General features: G+C 38.8%; 17 protein-coding genes. 7 read left to right on the forward strand and 10 right to left on the reverse strand.

Translation table 11 applies throughout. The features are described from left to right. Positions 1–40: 40 nt before the first annotated feature. Positions 41–385 carry a hypothetical protein gene (locus ACSZOX_RS15275; protein ID WP_437920930.1) on the reverse strand — a complete coding sequence of 115 codons (345 nt, stop codon included), beginning with the start codon at positions 383–385 and terminating at the stop codon, positions 41–43. Positions 386–475: 90 nt separating this feature from the next. Between ACSZOX_RS15275 and ACSZOX_RS15280 the strand changes: the two genes are divergently transcribed. Further along, complete coding sequence (locus tag ACSZOX_RS15280; RefSeq protein WP_437920931.1) at positions 476–811, forward strand: MerR family transcriptional regulator; 336 nt, start codon at positions 476–478, stop codon at positions 809–811. Here ACSZOX_RS15280 and ACSZOX_RS15285 read toward each other — a convergent pair whose 3' ends face one another. Beyond that, positions 812–1,306, reverse strand: coding sequence for a metallophosphoesterase family protein (locus ACSZOX_RS15285; RefSeq protein ID WP_437920932.1), 495 nt, complete (start codon positions 1,304–1,306; stop codon positions 812–814). 93 nt (positions 1,307–1,399) lie between these two features. Continuing rightward, positions 1,400–2,107 (reverse strand): tRNA1(Val) (adenine(37)-N6)-methyltransferase, encoded by a 708-nt coding sequence (locus tag ACSZOX_RS15290; RefSeq protein ID WP_437920933.1) that lies wholly within the window; start codon positions 2,105–2,107, stop codon positions 1,400–1,402. Between the two features lie 90 nt (positions 2,108–2,197). Here ACSZOX_RS15290 and ACSZOX_RS15295 point away from each other — a divergent pair, with 90 nt between their 5' ends. Further along, entirely contained in the window at positions 2,198–3,364 is a 1,167-nt protein-coding gene (locus tag ACSZOX_RS15295) for a hypothetical protein (protein WP_437920935.1), read from the forward strand. A 67-nt stretch (positions 3,365–3,431) separates the two neighbouring features. Here the strand turns inward: ACSZOX_RS15295 and mutS are convergent, their stop codons facing one another. After that, positions 3,432–6,038, reverse strand: a complete 2,607-nt coding sequence (mutS, locus tag ACSZOX_RS15300; protein ID WP_437920936.1) for a DNA mismatch repair protein MutS — start codon at positions 6,036–6,038, stop codon at positions 3,432–3,434. A 129-nt stretch (positions 6,039–6,167) separates the two neighbouring features. On the opposite strand from mutS, the gene mtgA reads away from it, so the two are divergent. Then, positions 6,168–6,908 carry a monofunctional biosynthetic peptidoglycan transglycosylase gene (gene mtgA, locus ACSZOX_RS15305; protein WP_437920938.1) on the forward strand — a complete coding sequence of 247 codons (741 nt, stop codon included), beginning with the start codon at positions 6,168–6,170 and terminating at the stop codon, positions 6,906–6,908. A 60-nt stretch (positions 6,909–6,968) separates the two neighbouring features. Here mtgA and ACSZOX_RS15310 read toward each other — a convergent pair whose 3' ends face one another. The 6 genes from ACSZOX_RS15310 to ACSZOX_RS15335 form a co-directional block, all read right to left on the reverse strand. After that, entirely contained in the window at positions 6,969–8,297 is a 1,329-nt protein-coding gene (locus ACSZOX_RS15310) for a DUF5125 domain-containing protein (RefSeq protein ID WP_437920939.1), read from the reverse strand. Beyond that, the gene (locus tag ACSZOX_RS15315) at positions 8,297–9,784 is read right to left on the reverse strand and encodes a glycoside hydrolase family 30 protein (RefSeq protein ID WP_437920940.1); all 1,488 of its coding nucleotides are present in this window, start codon (positions 9,782–9,784) and stop codon (positions 8,297–8,299) included. The genes ACSZOX_RS15310 and ACSZOX_RS15315 overlap by 1 nt, the downstream gene beginning before the upstream one ends. A gap of 81 nt (positions 9,785–9,865) precedes the next feature. Next, complete coding sequence (locus ACSZOX_RS15320) at positions 9,866–11,386, reverse strand: RagB/SusD family nutrient uptake outer membrane protein (protein WP_437920941.1); 1,521 nt, start codon at positions 11,384–11,386, stop codon at positions 9,866–9,868. Between the two features lie 20 nt (positions 11,387–11,406). Further along, positions 11,407–14,379: a SusC/RagA family TonB-linked outer membrane protein gene (locus ACSZOX_RS15325; protein ID WP_437920942.1), complete on the reverse strand. Its 2,973-nt coding sequence runs from the start codon at positions 14,377–14,379 to the stop codon at positions 11,407–11,409. A 200-nt stretch (positions 14,380–14,579) separates the two neighbouring features. Next, positions 14,580–16,202 carry a DUF6377 domain-containing protein gene (locus tag ACSZOX_RS15330; RefSeq protein WP_437920943.1) on the reverse strand — a complete coding sequence of 541 codons (1,623 nt, stop codon included), beginning with the start codon at positions 16,200–16,202 and terminating at the stop codon, positions 14,580–14,582. 9 nt (positions 16,203–16,211) lie between these two features. Next, complete coding sequence (locus tag ACSZOX_RS15335) at positions 16,212–16,619, reverse strand: RNA-binding S4 domain-containing protein (protein WP_437920944.1); 408 nt, start codon at positions 16,617–16,619, stop codon at positions 16,212–16,214. A 154-nt stretch (positions 16,620–16,773) separates the two neighbouring features. Between ACSZOX_RS15335 and ACSZOX_RS15340 the strand changes: the two genes are divergently transcribed. From ACSZOX_RS15340 to folP, 4 genes are all read left to right on the forward strand, one after another. After that, positions 16,774–17,601 carry a 2,3,4,5-tetrahydropyridine-2,6-dicarboxylate N-succinyltransferase gene (locus tag ACSZOX_RS15340; RefSeq protein ID WP_437920945.1) on the forward strand — a complete coding sequence of 276 codons (828 nt, stop codon included), beginning with the start codon at positions 16,774–16,776 and terminating at the stop codon, positions 17,599–17,601. Next, positions 17,602–18,183 carry an L-threonylcarbamoyladenylate synthase gene (locus ACSZOX_RS15345; RefSeq protein ID WP_437920946.1) on the forward strand — a complete coding sequence of 194 codons (582 nt, stop codon included), beginning with the start codon at positions 17,602–17,604 and terminating at the stop codon, positions 18,181–18,183. It abuts the gene before it with no gap. An 8-nt stretch (positions 18,184–18,191) separates the two neighbouring features. After that, positions 18,192–18,668: a DUF4920 domain-containing protein gene (locus ACSZOX_RS15350; protein WP_437920947.1), complete on the forward strand. Its 477-nt coding sequence runs from the start codon at positions 18,192–18,194 to the stop codon at positions 18,666–18,668. 73 nt (positions 18,669–18,741) lie between these two features. Then, positions 18,742–19,590 carry a dihydropteroate synthase gene (folP, locus tag ACSZOX_RS15355; protein ID WP_437920948.1) on the forward strand — a complete coding sequence of 283 codons (849 nt, stop codon included), beginning with the start codon at positions 18,742–18,744 and terminating at the stop codon, positions 19,588–19,590. Positions 19,591–19,631: the final 41 nt, after the last annotated feature.

Here is a 19,631-nt window from a genome sequence, read left to right on the forward strand (position 1 = left end):
CCATTTTAGAAAATTGACGGCTTATCTATTTGAAAGAACTTCAAATATAGTTCAGAAAAGCAGCATACTTTCGATGATCCAAGTAAAATAAATCCTCTTGATGACGATAAGCTTCTTTCTCAAAAGAAATCTGCAGGTAAGCACGCTTGAAATCCCAACATCGTAAAAAATGAATTAGAAATTCAAACAGATACCAAACATAAAAAAGAATCACTCCTAATTCAATAGCCTGTCTAATATGTATATTCTCATGATTAATTAATTTTTCATCCTTACTCAAGCGTTCGTCAATCACAAAAATAAAGGGGAAAATAGTGACAGCTACCGCATTTTTCCCCGAGAAGAAAGCTGTCCAAAACTTACTGACAACAATAATACCTTTCATGCTTTCACCAATGTTTGTAAAATATTCTAAGACGGAAAAATTTTGAAAATCAATCTGACGTCGTATATTTGTTAAAGTAGAAAATAAAATATGCCTTACAAAGAACGCGAAATAAACAAGTTATACTATACGATGGGTGAAGTTACAACCATGTTTGGAGTAAACGCTTCACAAATACGTTTTTATGAGCGCGAGTTTGACATCTTACAACCTAAAAAAAATAAAAAAGGCAATCGTCTATTCACCCAAGAAGATATTTCCAATCTAAAAATCATCTTTAACTTAGTTAAAGATAAAGGTTACACATTACAAGGAGCAAGAGATTTCCTACGCTCCAACAAAAACGAAGTAAAAGAGAACCAACGTGTAGTTGACTCATTGGAGCGGTTGAAAAAATTTCTTCTTGAAGTTAGAGATAGTCTTTAATTAGCGTCCCCCCAACTCAATTACTTCTAGATTTTCTATTCGATCATCCTGAATATCAAAACGCATTAATGTCCGCACTTTATGCCAGCCTTGTTTTCCCGCTGCACCAGGATTAAGATGAAGTAGATTGAGCTTCGGATCAAACTGTACTTTCAAGATATGAGAATGGCCACAAATAAACAATTTCGGTGGATTTCTGCTAATTTCTGGTTTTACCTCATTGGCATATCGACCAGGATATCCTCCAATATGTGTCATCCAAACATCCACCTCCTCACATAGAAAACGCTCGTGTTCCTGGCATACCAACCGAACATCCTTACCATCTATATTACCCCATACTCCTCTAAACGGCTTAAAAGCTTTTAAGGTATCAATAATCTCAACGGTTCCGAAATCGCCAGCATGCCAAACCTCATCGCAAGACTCAAAATAACGAAACACCGCATCATCCAAATAACCATGGGTATCTGATAAAAGACCGATTTTTTTCATACAGTATATAAATTAGTTATAAAAATAGGATATCAACGGCATAGATAAACTTTGCATACTATTACGATTCGATACTGAAACAACATTCTGCCATTAAAAAGCTAAAAAATATGGCCGCAAGATATCTTTGTATCGATCGGAATAAACATTGCGTTCCTTATAAATTGCCATAGTATCCAGTTCGATATCCGTATGAGATCTTCCAATTGTCAATAATTTTCTTATCGGTAATTCTTCAGGAAAAGAAGAGATAGCTAAATCCCGATGTAAGAAAAGAGTACGTACCGGAAGCAACCTGTCAACAATTTCCTCTGCAAGAGCAAGTGGCACTATAAGTTGAAATTGACCATGCGGAGAAAGGTGCTCCTCCACAAAATCAAGTAACCTTTCAAAGAAAACGTAATCGGCATGTTTAGCAATCCCTTTTCTTGGATCAGGATTCCGAAGCGAGTTGGTATAAAAAGGTGGATTGGAAACAATCAAGTCATACCTTTCTACTGGTAACATATCTTCAAAGCTTCCATAAATTGACGTTAATCGCGCATCAAATATCGAATTCCGAAAATTAACCCTAGCCTGCTCGCTCGCATCTCTATCAATTTCAACCGCATCAATATATGCACTTGGATATCTCTGAGCGAGCATCATTGCTATAACCCCTGTACCAGTTCCAATATCAAGGATACGTTTTACCTGACTTCCATCGGCTAATCCTCCAAGAATGACACCATCTGTATTAATCTTCATCGCACAATTCCCCTGATCAACTTCGAATTCTTTAAAACGAAAGACTTTACCCATACACAAAGTTATATTTAAATTCAATCATTTAGAGATTCTTAACTTTATAAAGCAAATTAATTTTGTTACTTTGTCGAAGATTATCACATCATGGCTAGATTTTTCACTTTCGTACTCCTTCTTCAATTGTCATTAACTCCATTTTTCTTAAAAGCCGAAACGCCTGAAGAAAAATGGCAAGACTGTGAACAGATTACAAAGATCGCTTTAGAAAAATTAACTCCTATAGTTGAAAAAAACAACTACGAGAATCTGGAATCCGTGCTTAACACTATACAAAGCACCTGCGGAGAAAATGAATTCACACAACGATTGCGCATACTTCGAACATTAATTGAAAAAAAAACCAGTGGGGCACTTATTGCAGATTATCTAGCAAAAAATTACCAAGAAATTCTAGTCATGCGTTGGGATTATTCGGCAGAAAAAGAGTATAAACGTATATATCAAAACAACAAAGCCGATTTCAATTTTATTCCTCTAAACCACCCTATTGATTCTCTTGTTAAGCTAAAAGCAGAAGCCTTGCTAAACTCGACTTCATTTGTACTTACTGAACAAGAGCGAGAAATTGCCCTTTTATTTGCAGATCATCTTGACGAGTTTTATCAAACCTTTGAAGAAACACCAGCTCAACAGCCAGCTACCTCTCCAAAAGAGAGACAGCACCACGGATACAAAGATCGAACAGGTTTCTCACTATACGCGGGGGCTGAATTTCCGATAACTGGTTCTGATCCCCTTTTCAAAACAAACCCTACATTCGGTTTTTATGTTTCTTCAAAACTCTCCTCACTCTTTCTTTTTGAGGTAGGGGCAAAAGTACGTGTCAACTCAAACGACAGATCGTTCGATTATTTACTTTACGATGAAGTGGAACATGTTAATTCATCCATTTCATTCAGCTTAGGGGGAAACATAGGAGCAAAAGCTTTCGATAACGACAAATTTTTAATCTACCCAAAAGTAGGACTCTACTGGGAATCTACCAGCACAGGTTTATCCGAAGTAACAAGTTACTATGATGATGGATATTACTATGACGATTATAATAACGGATCAACTAGTACAGTGAAGTACCATAATGTAAATACGATGCGCACAACACTAGGAATATCCGTCATGCGTCACTTAGCAAAGAAAAACTATATTGGTCTAGAGGCAGCCTACCACTATATCCCCTATAATTGGGATGACAATCTGATCACATCTATACAACCCAATTATGCAAGTTTGCAATTATTCTTCCGTTTTTAAGCAAGAAGGACTTTCAACAGAACCTCTAGAAATATTAGCGGATAAACGGATCTGTCCGAGCTTCTCTCTAATTTTTCAGTAAACGTTGTATCTCGTCTAATTTCATCAAGGCTTCTACAGGAGTGAGCGTATTGACATCTAGATTGTTAAGCATGTCCCTAATCTTTTCCAAAATAGGATCATCTATAGCAAACATCTGCAATTGGTAAGCCTGTTTTTGAATTTTACGCATACTATCCTTTATTTGTTCTCCACCTGTTCGTTCTTGTTCTAAGCGTTTCAAAATTTCACTTGCCCTACCAATCAATTTCGGAGGCATACCTGCTAATTTTGCGACATGAATACCGAAACTATGTTCTGATCCACCAGGCACGAGTTTACGTAAAAAGATAACTTTATTATTCAGTTCCTTCACCGTTACATTGAAGTTCTTAATCCTCAACATCGAATTCGTCAGTTCATTCAACTCATGATAATGTGTCGCAAATAATGTTTTTGCCTTTGCACTAGGATGATTATGCAAGAATTCTGCTATAGCCCAAGCAATAGAAATTCCATCATACGTACTCGTTCCACGACCGATTTCATCCAGCAAAATCAACGATCTGTCTGACAGGTTATTCATGATACTTGCCGTTTCGTTCATCTCTACCATAAAAGTAGATTCTCCGGAAGAAAGATTATCGGACGCTCCTACCCTTGTGAATATTTTATCGACAAGACCTATTGATGCCTCTTTCGCTGGCACAAAAGATCCCATTTGTGCCATCAATACAATAAGCCCAGTCTGACGAAGCAAAGCTGACTTACCCGCCATATTAGGTCCAGTGATTATAATAATTTGTTGAATTTCGGGATCAAGAAAGGTATCATTCGTAATGTAATCTTCTCCAATAGGTAAGTTTCTTTCAATCACAGGATGTCGCCCACCTTTGATATCAAGAATCTTACTGTCCGACAAAACAGGTTTTACGTAATAGTTTTTCTCTGCAATCAATGCAAAATTCAATAACACATCCAATTTCGCAATCAGTTGTGCATTTAATTGTATAGGCTTAATATAAGCAGCGATATCAACCAATAGTTCGGCATAAATACGATTCTCGATGGCCTGTATTTTTTCCTCCGCACCTAATATTTGTTCTTCGTACTCTTTTAATTCTTCTGTGATATACCGTTCGGCATTAACGAGAGTCTGCTTTCTGATCCAAGAATCCGGCACTTTATCTCGATGTGTATTGGTAACCTCTAAATAATAACCAAAAACATTATTGAAGGCAATTTTTAAGGAAGGAATACCTGTAGCTTCCGCCTCACGACGCTGGATTTCCAACAAATAATCTTTCCCTCCGAAGGCTACTTTACGCAATTTATCCAGATCTTCATCAACACCATCGGCGATTACATTTCCTTTATTAAGCGCGACCGGAGGTTCCGCTTGCAACATTTTCTCCATCTTGTCGCGAATAATCTGACATACATTTAACTGTTCAGAAATAACACGCAACGCCTCAGATGCTTCAAGATCCGTTAATTCCTTCAACTTTTCAACTGCGTATAACGATCTTTTCAGTTGTATAATTTCACGAGGATTTGCTTTCTGCAAGCCTATTTTCGAAATAAGCCGTTCCAAATCCCCAACCTGTTTAATTTCCTTTATCAGACTATCACGTAGATCCCGATTATTGAAAAAGTAATCCACAACGTTCAAACGCTCATGAATAGATTTCAAATCCTTTAGCGGCATCACCATCCAACGTTTTAACAACCTCGCACCCATAGGAGAAGCAGTTTGATCCAATACATCAGATAACGTAATCGCATTTTCGTTCGCAGAACCAATAAGCTCAAGGTTACGAATTGTGAAACGATCTAACCACATAAACCGATCTTCTTCTATTCGAGCAATCTGAGAAATATGTTGTAAATTCCGATGTTCTGTTTCGTTAAGGTAATGAAGCGCTACCCCTGCAGCGATAATCCCGAAAGGCATACGTTCGATCCCGAACCCTTTCGTCGACTTCACTTCAAAATGCTTCAGTAAGGTTTCTATTGCGTAATCTCCACTGTAAGGCCACTCATCCAATGTGTATGTATAGTAGGCATTCCCGAACTGTTCAACGAAATCTTTATATTGTTTCTTCGGCAGAATAATCTCTGTAGGTTTGAACCCCTGCAAAAGTTTATCGATATAATTAGCACTCCCTTGAGCCACCAAAAATTCACCGGTAGATATATCTAAAAAAGAAATTCCATATTGACTTTTATCGCAAAAAACTGAAGCCAAGTAGTTATTCGCCTTTTGCTGAACGATATTATCATTGTAAGATACACCTGGCGTAACCAACTCAGTTACCCCCCGCTTAACAATTGTCTTCGTCTGTTTTGGATCTTCCAACTGATCACATATAGCCACACGTTGGCCTGCACGAACAAGTTTAGGCAAATAGGTTTCCAACGAGTGATGCGGAAAACCCGCAAGCGCTGTTTCTGATTCAGATCCATTTCCACGTTTCGTGAGAACAATCCCCAAAATACCAGCAGCTTTGATAGCGTCCTCGCCAAATGTTTCGTAAAAATCTCCCACCCTAAACAACAATAAAGCCCCAGGATACTTCGCCTTGATCGTATTATATTGTTGCATTAAAGGCGTTTGTTTCTTCTCTTTTGCCAATGGTTTTTCGATTTTTAGTGAGCCGTAAAAATAAGGTAAATGCCTCGATTTGGCAAGTTAACGAATTAGCCAAATCACTTTTATTTTTTTAAAAAATTTGCCCTAGCTTTGCGTCACAAAGTAAAAATCATGGCAATAAAAAGGGCGAAAACAACGAGAAAGAATTCCTCCAGAAAAAAAACAAACTATAACTGGAAACAGACGACAGGGATCTGGTTCATCCGTTTAGTATTGTTATTTTTCGGTTTTACGCTATTTTGGGTACTTTTACTTACCATCATGAATCCACCTGTCACCTATTTGCAGCTTTTAAGAGGATTTGAACGAAAGGCTGCAGGTAAAGAATGGAAGATAGAAAAAGAATGGTTGTCCTACGACGAATTGTCCGATAATTTAAAAAGAGCGGCAATTGGCGGTGAAGACGCACATTTTCTAACCCACAATGGTTTCGATACAGACGCTATTATGAAAGCCTTTGAAAAAAACCAATCCGGCAAAAAATTAAGAGGAGGCAGCACAATAAGCCAACAAGTGGCTAAGAATGTTTTTCTTTGGCCCGAACGTTCTTGGCTTAGGAAAGGATTAGAAACCTATTTCACAGTCCTAATTGAAATCTTCTGGAGTAAAAAAAGAATTCTAGAGGTTTACCTCAATGTTATCGAAATGGGACAAGGTGTATATGGTGCAGAAGCAGCAGCACAATACTACTATCACAAATCTGCAAAGAGCCTTACAAAAAAAGAAGCCGCATTAATCATTGCGATCCTGCCGAGCCCCCAAAAATGGGATGCACGACATCCGTCCAATTACGTAAATAGAAGAGCCAACAGCATCGTTCGTTACATGAACTACTACAGCATCCCTGAGTAAGAAAAACCATCACGAACATAATAAAAGCCAGGAAACATTAAATTTCCTGGCTTTTTATTTTTACTTGAGATCAACAGCTAAAATAGCTTTATCTATTCCTGCAGACACATCAATTGTAAATATATAACTCATTCCATTTTGCAGCTGCTTTCCTGCTAAAATACCAAGGTTACCGGCATCCCGATTATTTGTACCATCTCCAATAAAAATTAAATCGCTGCCAGTCGTCAAAGCATCATTTTTAAATTCTCCTCCCCATCCTTTTTGATGAAAAAATTTGAAATTAATATCCGTTGTTTTTATTTGTTGTCCAGCTACTAGAGTAATGCGATATTTCTTATTCCCTATTGGGGCTAAACACAAGGCTTTCTCTGTAGTCCAACCAACTTCATTGGATAGCCCAGGTTTTCCAACACCTTGACCGATAATCCAGATTGCTCCCGTTCCGTCCGCATTCAATGTAGCTAAATTGTCACCATTCAATACCTCAACGACAAAATATTTATAATCGAAATCTGCAGTAATTTTATATCTTCCATCTGCTGCATCAAAAATAAATTTATCACCGTCTTTTCGAATAAAGTCAGAGTCAAGCCACCAACTTTCCAAATCAGGAATACCTGTCAAAGCAATTTCTTGACCATTTACTAATGATACATTCGCCGCATAATGACTATCGTCGACCATTTGCATCTCAACATCATTTACTTTATAGCTTTGAAAAGGGCTTGCCATATAAGAAAGTGTATTAAACGAAATAGTGTAACTACCCGTAGACAGATACGAAAAAGGAATTTGTTCTGTACTACCCTCCACAATATGGCCATCTTGCCATCCGAAATGAAGCACATTTCCATGCTCTCCAAAAGCCGGAGCTTCGATATACGCCTTTACTTTTTGAGGAAATTCACCTTCTGCCGCGTATTCATGCGTTCCAATCTTATCTAAACGGATTGTTTCTGTAGAGGTAACAAGATTTAAATATGGAAAATCTGGACGGCTAAGCACCAAATCTCGTTGTTCTTCAACCTTAACCATACCAACATTTTCCAACACAAATCGCAATTGAGCTGTGCCATCAGGGACATCTTTCAAAAAAGGTATATAAATCTTCCCACTATAGTTACCATACGTTTTAGTCCGAATCGTCTTCTCAGATACCAGATCACCGCTAAAATACAATTGTACCTTAAGCGTAGAAAGCTCTGTTCCATCATCCGCTACCGCCATGTCAAAAGCAATACTATCACCAAAATAAGCTGATGAAGGTAATTCGTTAATATTCAACATTGGATGCCCGCCACCCAACGAATATTTATAATCTTGTTTACAGGCAAAAAACATTGCCGATACAAGCATAAACCCTAAAAACTTTACGATCTTCTCCATTATCTCCAAGTGTAAGAAACCACAGACTGTGCAGGAATATCATAACTAAAGAATTTTGTACCATCATCAAACGTAATACGTTTCTTTACGTTATTCTCATTAGCCAATACCACAGCATAGCTATTATCTATATTTTTAAAAGCGGATAAAGTAACACCATCTTCCACAAGTCCCTCTGTGCCGATGCGCACTGCTCCAGGTTTTACAACAGCAGAAAGATGACCTATAATAAAGTAATGCGAATTTTTTTTCATCGTCTTGTAGTCTGCAGAATTAATATCAACAGCTCCAAAACAAGTTTGACATCCTCCTTCTCGATTGGGACCACGTTCAGAATCTAACATGAGGTTCCATACGATGACTGCTCTACTCCAATTATTGATAGTCCCCAATGCCACTTCTTTCATGTCATCTAACAGCCTTTTTCCAAGGTTTTGTCCATTATTCCATGTTCCTATAGAGGTTTCTGTGAAGATCAATTCCTTTTCGGGCGCCTTATTATGAATATCAATTAACTCCGCTTTATCCCCCCCATAATTGTGATACGCGGCACCTGCAAAAAAACTAGCGGCAGCAGCATCTTCATAAATTTTCACGGGATAATCTTCCTGACTAGCGATGTTATCGTAATTATAATTATGGTCAAAAGCATATATTTTTGTGGACAATTCAGCTTGCCTCAACTGAGGTCCTAGAGCATCGCGCACAAAATCACGCTGTTCGGACCAATACATTAACATAGAGGCCGAATTCTGCGGATTCAACGGCTCATTTTGTGGGGTAATAGCATAGATATGAATACCTTCGGCTTCCATCGCTTTCAACCACTTTATAAAGTATGTCGCATAATCTTGGTAATATGCAGGATTAAGGTGGCCGCCAGTCCAAGAGTCATATGCCTGCAAACTGGTCAAATCATTAACCTTCATCCATCGAGGCGCTGTCCAAGGCGATCCTAAAACTTTAATTGACGGATTAATAGCCAATATTTCTTTCAAAATAGGTATAACATACTTATTCTCCTCCTCTTGTAACGCAAAATTTTCTATTCCAGGTTGGTCATTCAACGTATATTCACTTAATGAAAAATCGGAACAGCCTATAGCTATACGAATATAACTTTGTCCCATACCTTCTGAAATGGAAAAGGTTTCTTTCAAAAATCGTGTACGATCCTCTTGCGACATACGAAGCAAATTGTAAGCCGTTGAACCGGTGATTGCTGAACCAAATCCATCCATCGTCTGATAACGAATTTGCTCATTAAGTCGGATTGTCCGTGGAGCCATATTGACACCTGTGCCAAAATCCACGTAAGATTTACTAAACTCTAATGTACGAGCCGCTGTGGTTGTATAAATCAACACGTCTCCAGTCTTAGCAGGAGGTGATTCGGGCACAATTTCGCTTGTGCCACTCGAACCGCAAGCCATAATCATCAAACTAAATAAACTGCCAAACAGTATAGTTTTCTTTAAATTTTTCATGTCATCTATTGGTTTTATAAAAGGGTACTTATCGCGTACAGTCTAATTAACATAATTAAACATCCACATTGTACCTTTCGGTTAATAGCCTAAATTTTGTTTAAGATTTGGATTTTGATCTAAAATACTTTGCGGTATTGGCAATCTATACGAATACTTTGTAAAAGGATATAGCTGAGATCGACGGCCACTGTCTTTCGCATAAACATTATTCATAACAGATTCCACCTTTTCCAAGCGCACTAGATCAAACCAACGTTGTCCTTCAAAAGCTAATTCCAGCCTTCTTTCTTTTAAAACAGCATCTAGCAAAGCTGATCGACTACTCCTTATCCCACTATTTAGTTTCGCCAATTTAACACGCCCCCGTATTAGATCAATGATATCAGCAGCAGCATTGAGGTCCCCACTTTCTTGCTGTATAAGCGCTTCAGCCTTTAGCAAGAGAATATCAGCATACCGATATTTGATAATACTGTTTACTGCAGAGCGTAGTTTATACATGAATGGGTAATTATTTGCCGGGTAATAGTTGCTCCATGTTGTTTGATAGTAGACGATCGATTCGTTCAGTCTCACGAGATCTCCTTCAGCTTGATAGGTAGTAATCAAATCTCTCGACGGTGTAACCCATTTCGCCCAAGTAAAATTAGAGTCGTAATTTGTCAAATCACGTCCAAACATCCAAGTTACCCAGTTTCCATTTCCTGCAAAAAACTGTCCCTCCAAAATTGATTCCTTTGTGTTTCTCATTTTGGCATCCGTACGCCCCTCATTCATGCCGAATAAATTTGTAAAGTCGTCTTCCAATGCAAATCCATCCGCAGCCAACTCGTCCGCATATTGAATCACCTTATTATAATCACGCAATGGCTTTTCAGCATAAACTTTGGTCAGAAGTGCGCGCGCAACTGATTTACTAAAGATAGTCTTGTTAGCCATATTGTTAGTAGGCGCGTCTGCAATAGCCTCCAATAGATCTTTTTCAATCTGCTCATAAACTTCCAATTCCGTACTTTGTTTGGGAAAATAAGAATCATAAACCTCCTCAATATTCTCAGATGTTATATCCCTTGCCACCGTTGTAATCAAAGGGACATCCCCCCATAAACGCACCATATCAAAGTAAACCATTGCTCTAAAAATCTTAGCCTCCGCTTTGTATTGTTTTCTTTCTGCGGTTGTCAAACTATTATCGTTAACCGAATCAACATAGACAATCATCTTATTGGCCCGACCAACATCTTCCATATAACGAGTCCAATCCCTTGCGAGTACAGAATTAGATCCTTCGATAGAATTATTTTCAAACGGAAGAACTTCCGCTCCTGTTGTCCCTGCATACGCATTATCAGCATGTGCATCCGCCACGAGTAATAAATCAAGATACCAATGTTCTTGGCGATCACGAATTTGGTCATACAAGGTTTGTCGATGACTGATAACCGCAGCTTTATCCTTAAAAGCCACATATTCCCCAACCTCATCGACCCCTTCACTTATGTCCGAATAAGTATCTAACGGATCCTTCACTAACGAACAGCTCCAAAAGCTCGAAAGAACAAGTATTACTGCTATAACCTGGAAAAAAAATCTTTTCATGTTCTCTAAAATTTGATGTGTTAAAACTCAAGGTTCAATCCAGCCACAAAAGATCGACTTTGTGGATAAGTACCCCAATCGATTCCCTGCACTGCACCACTATTTCCCCATTGATTTACTTCGGGATCAAATCCAGTGTACCTCGTCAACGTTAAGAGGTTACTCACAGAAATAAAAGGTTGTAAGCGACGAATTCCCAAATTAGATAGGCGATTAGTCTTAATATCGTAAGAAAACGAAACATTCTTCACACGGAGATAACTACCATCCTCAACAAAATAACTGGAATTCTTCAAATCAAACCCAGCCTTAGGTATGCTGGTTTGTTGTCCGGGTATACGCCAGCGGTCAAGCACACGTATAGATTGATTTTTCCCATCATACATTCCCTCGGTCTCAATCCTAGATGCATTGAAAATATCGTTACCATAAGACCCTTGCAAAAATATACTCAGATTAAATCCTTTATAAGACAGAGTATTGGTTAATCCAAAAATGAAATCAGGATTAGGGTCGCCGATAAATGTTCTATCAGAGGAAGAAATGCGCCCATCTTCATTCACGTCACGATAACGCAGTTCACCTGTCTCAGGATCAACACCATCACTGATATACCCAAAGAAGCCCCCTAACGATCTCCCTGGCTCATTGCGAACCACATGTTCATCAATAAAATCTGAAGTACGTGCGGTCGTATATATCTTCTGCAACTCCAAATCGGTCAATCTATTTCGATTAAACGAGATGTTAAAATCTGTAGACCACTTCATGTCACCGACCAGGTTTTTACTGCTTACATTAACTTCAAACCCTTTATTGGTCATCACCCCCTCATTACGCATAATAGCCCCAACTTGAGCAGCCCCCGGAGGAACCTGGGCATACATCAACATGTCCGTTGTTTTTTTATGATAATAGTCAAGATTTATTGTCAGTCGACTTGCAAATCCTGTAAAATCAATTCCAAAATTACTTTGTGTGGTCGTTTCCCAACGTAAGTCTCTTGTTCTTAAATTTGCTTGATTTATGGTTGGCAATGCATTCTCCTGTCCCGTCACAAACCAAGCCACTCGGTTTTCATTATATCTTTGTAAATAAGCGTAGTCTCCCAATCCCGACTGGTTTCCAGTTCGTCCCCATCCGCCACGAATTTTCAGATCATCAATCCACACAACATCAGAGAGAAATTCTTCCGTCGAAAGTCGCCATGCAGCGGAGAAAGAAGGCAAAACACCCCAACGATAATCCGGATGTATTTTCGACGAACCATCTCCTCGAAGGTTTGCTGTGACTAAATACTTGCCATCGAAGTTATAAGAAGCTCTTCCAAAAAGAGACATAATAGCCCATTCAGAAGCACCACTCCCGGTATTCGTCCAAGATATTTTATTTGCCACATTAAGCGTTTCGATAAGATCGTTGCGATAATGGGAGCCGTTGATCCAACTATTCGTATAGTCAGAAGTCGTCCACGAAGTTCCTCCCATCAAATCAATATGATGCAATCCAAACTGTTTTTTATAGTTTAAAATATTATCAAACGTAAGAACAGTATTCATGTTTCTATTATCGGATCCCTCACCATACTGCGTTCTTCCCCAACTGGTTGAAATAGGATCTAGGAACGTTGTTGTCAAACCATTACGCCGATCAACGGATAGCATCGTTTTGAAGTTGAGATCCGGACTAAATTTTACGGTAGCACTTCCCGACGCTATCAAACGATTTTCTCTACCTTTATTGTTTTTCGTACGCGCAATATTTTCTAATGGACTCGTGATATTAACCCCATAAAAATCAGTGTAGTATTGCGATGGGTTGTCCAAATCCCAAATTGCGCCATAGGTCGGTGTATTTATAACCGATAAGACAACTCCACCTCGATTAGCCCCATTACCTGTGTTTATGCCATTTTTATTATCGTCCGAGTAGGAAATATTCGCATTGATTTTTAACCAACTTCGCACATCATTTTCAATATTTCCCCGGAAATTATACCGTCGATAGAAAGAAGATTCAATAATCCCCGATTCATTCAAATACCCTCCAGAAAGGAAATAACGCAATTTCTCTGTGCCATCAGATATTGACAACTGGTAATTTTGCATCAACCCTTTATTGAATGTTTCAGCAAACCAATCCGTCTGGTCAGGCAGCCTCTCAGGCAGATTAACCAAACCAATTTCATCTTGCAACTCCTTATACTGCGCAGAATTAAGTGACTCCAACCTACTAATCACTGTATTCTGGGTTACTTGGGCATTCAAAGCGATTTTTGCATCGCCTACCTTACCTTGCTTCGTCGTGACTAGAACCACGCCATTTGCAGCTCTAGAACCATAAATAGAGGCCGATGATGCATCTTTCAAAATTTGCATATCTGCAATATCAGTTGGTGATAAAAAGTTAAGATTATCCACAGGCACACCATCTACGACGTAAAGCGGGTCATTACTCGCATTAAAAGATGTAGTCCCTCGTATGCGAATAGAAGTCTCTCCTCCCGGTGCACCATTAGGCTGCAACACTGAAACACCTGCAGCACGCCCCTGTATTGCTTGCGCTGCTGATACAATAGGACGTTCATTTAAATCCTCCAGCGAAACACTTGATATAGCCGTGGTCACATCTTTTCGCTTTACAGCACCGTAACCTATTACCACCACGTCTTCCAGGGAAGAACTATTCGGAATCAACACAACATCCACACTCAATTCTTGGACAAGAACCTTTCTGTTCTCGTAACCTACAAAAGAAATAGATAAAGTCGCTCCTTTGGAGATATTATTCAGTATAAACTCTCCAGATTCATTGGTCGAAGTCGCCTGTGAAGTACCAATAACTGTGATGGTAGCTCCAACAATAGGCTCACTTGTCTGTCCATCTTTTACCGTTCCTCGTACAAGCGTTATTGTCTGGGAGTACAGCGGTACTTGTACCAACAGAAAAACGAAGAGGAAGAAAGGACACGTCATTTTAGTAGAAAATGCCATAGGTCTTATAATTTGATCTTTATTTTGGAATATAATTGTTCATCCCCGAGGGACTATTACAAAAGTAAGGAATGAACAATCGGAATATGGAGCATAACAAGGCAATTCTGATTCGAAAGTAAACCAGAAAAACAAATAAAAAACTATAAAACAATAAGTTAGCAAACAACAGACAGCTGCAAAAAGTAACCTAAATGTGTTTATAAGGAGCGGATATTCCCTATATTTCGGATACTTTCTTCGAATTCATCCTTAGAACCAGCAACCTTACCGCGCACTTTAACGCGATAATTGTATACTGTGCAGAGCGAATAGCGAAGGAAAGATGCAATCTTCGTAGAGTCCGTAATTCCTAAACGAATAAGTGCAAATATGCGCAACTCGGTATTTAGCAATTCACCAGATTTCAAGATGATAGCTTCCTCAGTACGTAATAAACTGTTAAAATCTTCGATAAAAGAAGGATAAAGATTTAAAAAAATAATATCAAAATTATGATAGAGTTCATCCAGTTCATTCTTAACCAAATCTTGCGATTTTAGAATTTTATTTATCTCCTCAAATTGTTTCAACGTAAACTTCTTCAATAAGGATTTTCGTTGTTCGTCAATCTTATCAATATAACTCGAACAGATATCAAAAAATTGTGCGATATATTCCTCTTTAATATGATTTGATTCCGAAAGGTTACTATTTGCATGAAGCAATAATTGATTCAGATCCTTTAATTCATCATTCGCGTGATGCAGTTCTGCTCGCGCCAAACGTAGTTTCTTCAATTGAAAATATAGCAAGAAGAGCACGACTAACAATAACATCGTGAGTACGCTAATAACCAATAAATTTTGCCGTAGAACACGCTTTTGCGCTAATTCCTTGTCCTGGAAAGCGGCATTGATAATAGAATAAAATGAAGAATTCTCTAAAGATCGATAACGAACATTACAAAATACAGCATCATTTACCGCCTCTTGTATAAAAAGATAAGCCTTATCAATATCTCCTTTACTATAGTAACATTGCGCAAGGCTCTGTAAAGAAGCATTGTCCTTCACCACATACTTTCTGTCGACAATAGCGGATATACCAAAATAATATAATTGTTTTTCGATATCACCCTTATTCTTATAAATAACGCCCATAAGATAGGCAATAACAGCACGGTCTACTTGTTCATCCGTTGTCGATGACAGTAGACGTTGTAAGATTTCCTCAGCTTCATCACTTCTATTACCGTATAGCAATTTTGTTGCTAAAGCTATATCATAAGACAATGACTCCTTATCTAAAATCAATAAAAGGGAATCCCTGTAAACCTCACTTCTTTTGAAATAGAGTTGATTATCACTACTCTGTCCATAATGACTACTAAATGCAGTATAAGCTTCAAAATAAGCTGGCAGCAAATCGGTTGAAAGTCTATCTCTCCTAATTCCTCTAAGAAGTTGTTCCGACTCTATGAATTTACCTGCTGAAGAATAAAGAATTGCCAAATAGATCGAAGCCTTGTCGACCACGAATTCGTTTTGTGCTCCTAGCCCCATCTTTAGGTAGAGCTGTGTATATTTTATTGCGGAGTCAATTTGATATTTGCGATACTCATTAGACAATTGAAATGCCAATTCCAACTTTTTCGTCATCACAGTTTCTTTGAAAAACAAATCTTTGGTTTGCTCAATGCGGAGCAATTTTACTCTTTCAAAGCTCTCTTGGTTCAAAAGGACCTGCGATAGTTCGCGCAGAACGGAATCAGGACCTGCCTGAGCAAATCGAACAATCCCCAACGATAGAAACAAGATGATGAATCGTATAGAAATCAACATATCCAGCGACTAACTTTTCTCTTCCTCCCACCAATCGGTAGTCAAATCATCAATTTCCCTACGATCTTTCTTCGTGGGTCTTCCAGCTCCCCTATCCCGCTTCAACACTGGTGCATGAAAAACAGACTTAAATGCATAGGTATCTTCCACGGGCGTCTGATCAACATAAAACTGTACAGCAGTCTTTGCATCAACACGTCGTTCCAGTAGACCTGTTACCTGAACTACTTTACGTTCTGGCCCCTTCTGTATACTATATACCTCCCCAACTTTAACTACTGCAGATGGCTTCACATTTTGTCCATTCAATTTAACACGGCCCGCCTTACAGGCTTCCGTAGCAAGACTTCGGGTTTTAAAAATACGAATTGCCCAAAGGTATTTATCTATTCTTAACTTTTCCGCAACTGGTTCCATACACAAAAATACTTGAATTTAGGCTAAAATTAGTCAAGATTCTGCGGTGTTTCCGCAAAAAATTGTAATCTTTGCAAGAAAGATCAGTGGCTGAATTAGATAAATAGCGTCACGGTCATTTTTAATTTTTATTTTTTACCTTTTAATTTTCAACATGGAATTGGAATTACAAAAACTGCAAAAATTAGTCGAAGAAGCTTGGGAAGACAGAAAACTATTGGAATACAAAGAATACTTTGAGGCTATTGCCCTCGTAATCCAAAAGCTTGATCAAGGCGAATTACGTGTAGCAGAACCTATTGGAACACGTTGGCACGTTAATGACTGGATAAAAAAAGCAGTTATTCTCTATTTCCCTATCCGTGAAATGAAGGAAATCGACAACGGTCCATTCGTCTATCACGACAAGATGAAATTGAAAACAAACTACAAGGAGCTAGGTGTTCGCGTCGTTCCTGGAGCAAGTGCTCGATATGGCGCATACCTTTCAAAAGGTGTTATTATGATGCCTTCCTATGTGAATATTGGAGCATATGTCGATGAGGGTACCATGGTAGACACATGGGCAACAGTAGGATCCTGTGCACAAATAGGTAAACATGTTCACCTTAGCGGTGGTGTAGGAATCGGAGGAGTACTTGAACCCGTTCAGGCAGCACCCGTTATTATTGAAGACAACGTATTTGTAGGTTCTAGAGTTATCGTTGTTGAAGGTATACGTGTAGAAACGGAAGCTGTTCTTGGAGCAAATGTCGTGTTGACCGCTTCTACAAAAATCATTGATGTATCTGGCCCGGAACCAGTAGAGTATAAAGGTTATGTTCCTGCTAGATCCGTCGTGATACCAGGTTCATATACGAAAAAGTTTCCTGCTGGTGAATATCAAGTCCCTTGTGCACTAATTATTGGCCAACGCAAAGAATCAACTGATAAGAAAACATCTTTAAATGATGCTTTACGTGATCACAATGTAGCCGTTTAAATGAACAACAGTTTCGTTAATAGAAATGATTTGAATAAAGCCCTTGATACGTTGAAAAACGGAGGGCTTATTCTTTATCCCACAGATACCATTTGGGGAATTGGCTGCGACGCAACAAACGAAGAAGCCGTTGAGAAAGTATTTGCATTAAAGGGTCGAGATAAAGCAAAAAGTCTGATTATTCTTTTACACAGCGACAATCAGCTGGTTTCGTATGTCAACGATGTCCCAGAAGTAGCCTATGAATTAATCGAATATGCAGACAAACCACTTACTATCGTATATTCTAAAGCAAAAAACTTAGCTCCCAGTGCCATTGCTGAAGACGGCAGTATAGGGATACGCATTGTAAAACATCCATTTTGCGAACAATTGTTGCAGCGTTTCAGAAAACCCATTATCTCCACATCGGCCAACCTCAGCGGTGCCCCTTCTCCAGCATGCTTTGATGACATCGCAGATTCAGTAAAACAAGGTGTAGACTATGTCGTGGAATTCAATCAACAACAAAAAAGCAATGGAAAATCCTCCACAGTCATGAAACTTGATCCCAGTGGTAAATTCGAATTTTTACGTAAATAATCCAACGCATGAAAAACATTGTAAGCTTAGTTATTGCTCTATTCGTTTCTTTTCAAATTAGTCAGGCACAACAACCCATCGAGCCTGCAAAGAAAGGAATACAATATGGGAAAAAAATTGACCAAAAAAATAGCATCACCGTAGCCGACCTAGAAAAAAAACTGAACAGCTCAGGCAGCTATAAAGGGAAAATCGAAGGTGAAGTCGTAGAAGTATGTAAGAAAAAAGGATGTTTTTTAACCCTTAAACGCGCGAATGGAGAGTCCGTTATGGTGCGATTTACAGATTATGCTTATTTTGTTCCTCAGGATTTAGCAGGAAAAAAAGTAACAATCGAAGGCCGCGCAAAAATTAAAGAAACATCTGTCGATTGGTTAAAACACTATGCAGAAGATAATGGGGCTTCCAAAGAAGAAATCGCTAAAATAACCAAGCCAAGAACCGACATAAGCATTGTTGCCGATGGTATACTTGTTCTCAACTAAAAAAGAGGAACTCTCAAATCAATAAAGTTGTTATCCGAGCAGTAAAAGAGAAGCTTTTTGTATTTTCGTAACAATGAAACACATTTGCACAGCACCTGCTCAGTCTATCAATGCAGGAGGAAAACTAATTACATTCGAACGTCCATTACTTATGGGCATCTTAAATGTAACTCCTGATTCTTTTTTTGACGGAGGACAGCATAACCTTCCAGATCAAGCCGTCGGAAAGGCAATCCAACTTATTCAAGAAGGAGCTGACATCATCGATATTGGCGCATATTCCTCACGTCCAGGCGCGGCATTAATCTCCTCACAAGAGGAAATCGATAGAGCACTACCTGTTATCGAACGCCTTCACAAACAATACCCCGAAGTCATCCTCTCTATTGATACCTTTAGAGCTGACGTCGCCGAAGCAGCAGTGAGATCAGGAGTTCATATCATCAACGATATCTCTGGCGGCACCATCGATAGCAATATGTTCTCCACAGTAGCTCGTCTCCAAGTACCTTATATCCTTATGCACATGCGCGGCACTCCAGAAAACATGCAAGAGCTAACACAGTACGATGATGTTGTCATTGACGTTGCTACATTTCTGGGAGATAAAATAGCCGAGTTACGTGAAATAGGCGTAAAAGATATCATACTAGATCCAGGCTTTGGCTTCGCCAAAAATAGCCATCAGAATCACGAACTTCTCTATCGTATAGACGAACTACAGTACTTCAACCTCCCTATTTTAGGAGGATTATCCAGAAAATCGATGATCTATAAAAGGTTAAATTTGGACGCCACACAGGTATTGCCTGCCACTATCGCATTGAACACCATTCTTCTATCCAAAGGTGTACAGATCCTCCGAGTACACGATATCAAGGAAACAAAACAAGTTGTAGATATACTTTTTGATCACGAATAACATGTGAGCATCAATAAAAAAGGAATCCTATATTGGATTCC

This window comes from Sphingobacterium sp. LRF_L2, assembly GCF_965644235.1.
Taxonomy (GTDB): Bacteria; Bacteroidota; Bacteroidia; order Sphingobacteriales; family Sphingobacteriaceae; genus Sphingobacterium.